The 3,695-nt window shown below is 36.3% G+C and carries 3 protein-coding genes; all 3 read left to right on the forward strand.

From position 1 onward, the window contains the following. Positions 1-321: 321 nt before the first annotated feature. The 3 genes from dapA to purC all read left to right on the forward strand — a co-directional run bounded on the left by dapA (position 322) and on the right by purC (position 3,288). Positions 322-1,239 carry a 4-hydroxy-tetrahydrodipicolinate synthase gene (dapA, locus tag CBG25_RS18900; RefSeq protein WP_290608594.1) on the forward strand — a complete coding sequence of 306 codons (918 nt, stop codon included), beginning with the start codon at positions 322-324 and terminating at the stop codon, positions 1,237-1,239. A 9-nt stretch (positions 1,240-1,248) separates the two neighbouring features. Continuing rightward, the gene (bamC, locus tag CBG25_RS18905) at positions 1,249-2,298 is read left to right on the forward strand and encodes an outer membrane protein assembly factor BamC (protein ID WP_290608596.1); all 1,050 of its coding nucleotides are present in this window, start codon (positions 1,249-1,251) and stop codon (positions 2,296-2,298) included. Between the two features lie 276 nt (positions 2,299-2,574). Beyond that, complete coding sequence (purC, locus tag CBG25_RS18910) at positions 2,575-3,288, forward strand: phosphoribosylaminoimidazolesuccinocarboxamide synthase (protein WP_290608597.1); 714 nt, start codon at positions 2,575-2,577, stop codon at positions 3,286-3,288. The last annotated feature ends 407 nt before the right edge of the window (positions 3,289-3,695 follow it).

Below are 3,695 nucleotides of genomic sequence, written 5' to 3' on the forward strand. Positions count from 1 at the left end.
CTTTAGGGCGGAAACATCTACTTTTTAACCATCGGCTAACCGTGTCATGAGATAAAGGCGATGGGCTGACTTCTGATAACGCCAAACTAGAGTATCTTACACTGCTTACTTGCAAGAATATTTTATAAATATCTTTAATGCATGGATAACCGGACAAAATATGAACATCCTGATTTTTTCTTGTTTTTAAATTTATACTTCTTTTTTAGAGACTGCGAAACTCGTGATTAATAAATTTCATTAAATTTTGTGTATAAGAAGGTTTTTTTCTTTAGACTGAAAAAGTACCATAATTTTAATGTCTCATTTAGGAAAAAGGTTATGGTTAATAATTCTATTAAATGTCGGAATTTTTTGCGTGGCAGTCTTGCTGCGATTGTTACTCCAATGGATATAAAAGGGCAAATAGATAAACCCAGTCTGAAAAAACTGATTGATTATCATGTTAATAATGGTACAACTGCGATTGTATCTGTTGGTACAACTGGAGAATCAGCAACACTTGATCATAGTGAGCACTTGGATGTGGTATTGACGACATTAGAGTATGCTGATGGCAGAATTCCGATTATTGCAGGCAGTGGCGCAAATGCTACCAAACAAGCTATTACATTAACTAAATCTTTGGAAAAAACAGGGGTTGTTGCCTGTTTGGCGGTAACACCATACTATAACAAACCTTCACAAGAAGGACTTTATCAGCATTTTAAAGCGATTGCTGAACAGACAGATTTACCGCAAATCTTATACAATGTTCCTTCGCGCACCGGATGTGATTTATTGCCCGAGACAGTTGCCAGATTAGCAAAGTTAGGTAATATTGTTGCCCTTAAGGAAGCTAGTGGTGATTTAAGTCGTGTGAATCGCATTCGCAGATTAATTAATGATGAAAATTTTATTTTGCTTAGCGGTGATGATGCAACTGCGTTAGAATTTATGCAATTAGGTGGGCAAGGGGTAATTTCAGTAACAGCCAATATTGCCGCCAAATTAATGGCTGAAATATGCAAATTAGCATTATCAGAAAAGTATGCCGAAGCGCATAAGTTAAATTATCGACTAAGTGAATTGCATTATCAATTATTTATTGAGCCTAATCCAATTCCAGTTAAATGGGCTTGCTATCAGTTAGGACTTATTAATTCTGATACATTGCACTTACCGATGACACCATTAACACTGGCCGGTCAGATAGCGGTACAAAAGGCGCTAAAGATCGCTGATTTACAAAAAATTTAGGGAAATTTAATGGCAACAATATTGCACAAATCAAAGGCTATTAAGCTTGCAGGGCTGTCACTCGCTATATTTTTGGTAGCCTGCACGAGCAATCAACGTTATAAGCGTCAAGTCAGTGGTGACGAATCATATTTAAATACACCTCCGTTAAAAAATTTGACGATCCCTCAAGGTATATCGTTACCGTTACAAAACGGTGAATATGATATTCCGCCAGCTAATCAAAATGGTGCTGTAGGTAAAGCATTAGATATTCGTCCTCCTATTCAAACACTTTCGTTACTTAGTGATACCCATACCGAAAATAGCCTAACCGCGAGTCGCTTATTTTTAACTAATACAGCTGAAAACAGCGCCCTTTGGTCGCAAATTAACGCTATTTTGCAACAAAAAATGATTATAGTTAGGCAAAAAAATGATCCCGATCACTCCTTGATTACAGATTGGATTACCTGGCCGCGAGGAGATGAAGATATTGCGATACAAACCCGACAGAAAATTCAGCTGAACCCACAAAATAATCAAATAGTTATCACGGTAACTAATGAAGGTATAAAGCAGGGTGAAGAGAACATCACCGATCAGGCAGAAATACAGCGCTATAATGTTTTAATGTTAAATGAGTTGATTGATTCAATAAATAAGCTGCGTAGTACCGCAACCAGTTCTGGTGGCCAAGGTCGTTATGCCATTATTGATGTGCAAACGGGTAGTGATAGCAGTGGCTTACCTCAAATCATTGTACGTGCGCCTTATGATGTTGTTTGGGATAGATTACCCTCTGTGCTTGAAAGCATTGGTATGCAAGTTGGTGACCGTAGTCGTTCGACCGGATCAATTACCCTTACTTTTAATGGTATGAGTGATAGTGATTGGCAAGCTATTGGCGTCGATCATCCAACCATGACAAAAGGGGATTATAAATTACAAGTTGGCGATATGAATAATCACAGTAGTCTGCAATTTATGGCGGTAAAAGGGACAACCTTAACACAAAAACAAAATGATGAAATGGTCGCGGCATTAAAAGCGGCATTTAGTAAAGTGAGTAGTAATTAGTTAATTAAACTGGGTTTATTACGATTATCTATAACCTTGCTTATATAAATGATGGATGGTTGGTAGTGATTTATTCACTATGGATCATCTGTTTTTTTGTTTTGCTCGGTCAGTTTTTAGGCTAATTAAAATGTTTCGAGTAAAGTAATTTAATTAACATAAATAACCGCTAATCTGTTATTCTCCTTTTCCTAACAAAGTAAACGTTTGCGTCTTGCGTTAATGCCATATTTAAGCGTTTTTTTATTAAAATGATCAAATTTCGGAGTAAATAAAATGCACAAAAAAGCTGAGTTGTATCGTGGAAAAGCGAAAACCGTATATTTTACGGATGATCCTAATTTATTAGTATTAGAATTCCGCAATGATACATCGGCACTAGATGGTGAGCGTATAGAACAGTTTGAACGTAAAGGAATGATAAATAATAAATTTAATCATTTCATTATGCAAAAACTGGAGCAAGCCGGCATTCCAACACAAATGGAACGATTACTGTCAGATACTGAATCATTAGTAAAAAAATTAACCATGATCCCGGTTGAATGTGTTATTCGTAATCGAGCCGCTGGTTCTTTAGTTAAACGGCTTGGTATCGAAGAGGGAACGTTGCTTGAGCCACCTATCTTTGATCTATTTTTGAAAAATGATGCGCAGCATGATCCCATGATTAATGAATCTTACTGTGAAACTTTTGGTTGGGTTAGTAGAGCGCATCTAAGTGAAATGAAACGATTAAGTTATAAAGCGAACGAAGTATTGAATGCGCTTTTTGATAAAGCAGAGTTGATTTTGGTCGATTTTAAACTGGAGTTTGGTTTATTTAATGGTCAAGTTGTTTTGGGTGATGAATTTTCGCCAGATGGCAGTCGTTTATGGGATAAAAAAACCAAGGATAAATTAGATAAAGATCGTTTTCGCCAGAGTCTAGGAGGATTAATTGAAGCTTATGAAGAAGTTGCTAAGCGTATAGGTGTTTGCTTAGATTAAAAAATTTTTTGTTAGCAAAAGAAGTTGAGTAAAGATTGGCTTAGAAAAACTTATTTTATTATCATTAGTTATTAATTTACTTTTATTAAAGCATACTTAAGAGCAGCTTAAATATTAATTAGCTGCTCACACGGTTTTATTAAACTAAGTCGCTGAATAGACTATATTGTGAATTACTATAGTGAGATTTTAATCTTATTTTATAAAGATGAAATGAAACAGTTGAAGGGCACCTCGAAAAACCTAAGCCGAGTTTGATTTTGCTGATAAAGTTATCGGAAGCTGGTCTACTGAGCTAACCACCATGAAGAAACGCAGCGCCATTAAGAATGACCTCTTTGCAAACCAGTATCACCAACAGACGATCGACAAGTTGGGTGACCCGCTGGTCAAGATCGAAACCTGTA

The organism is Arsenophonus sp. ENCA, assembly GCF_002287155.1.
GTDB lineage: Bacteria > Pseudomonadota > Gammaproteobacteria > Enterobacterales > Enterobacteriaceae > Arsenophonus > Arsenophonus nilaparvatae.

What these genes read in the sequence shown, in the direction of transcription:
- dapA (WP_290608594.1), top strand. Translation starts at nt 322, where the DNA reads ATGGTTAATAATTCTATTAAATGTCGGAATTTTTTGCGTGGCAGTCTT.
- bamC (WP_290608596.1), top strand. Translation starts at nt 1,249, where the DNA reads ATGGCAACAATATTGCACAAATCAAAGGCTATTAAGCTTGCAGGGCTG.
- purC (WP_290608597.1), top strand. Translation starts at nt 2,575, where the DNA reads ATGCACAAAAAAGCTGAGTTGTATCGTGGAAAAGCGAAAACCGTATAT.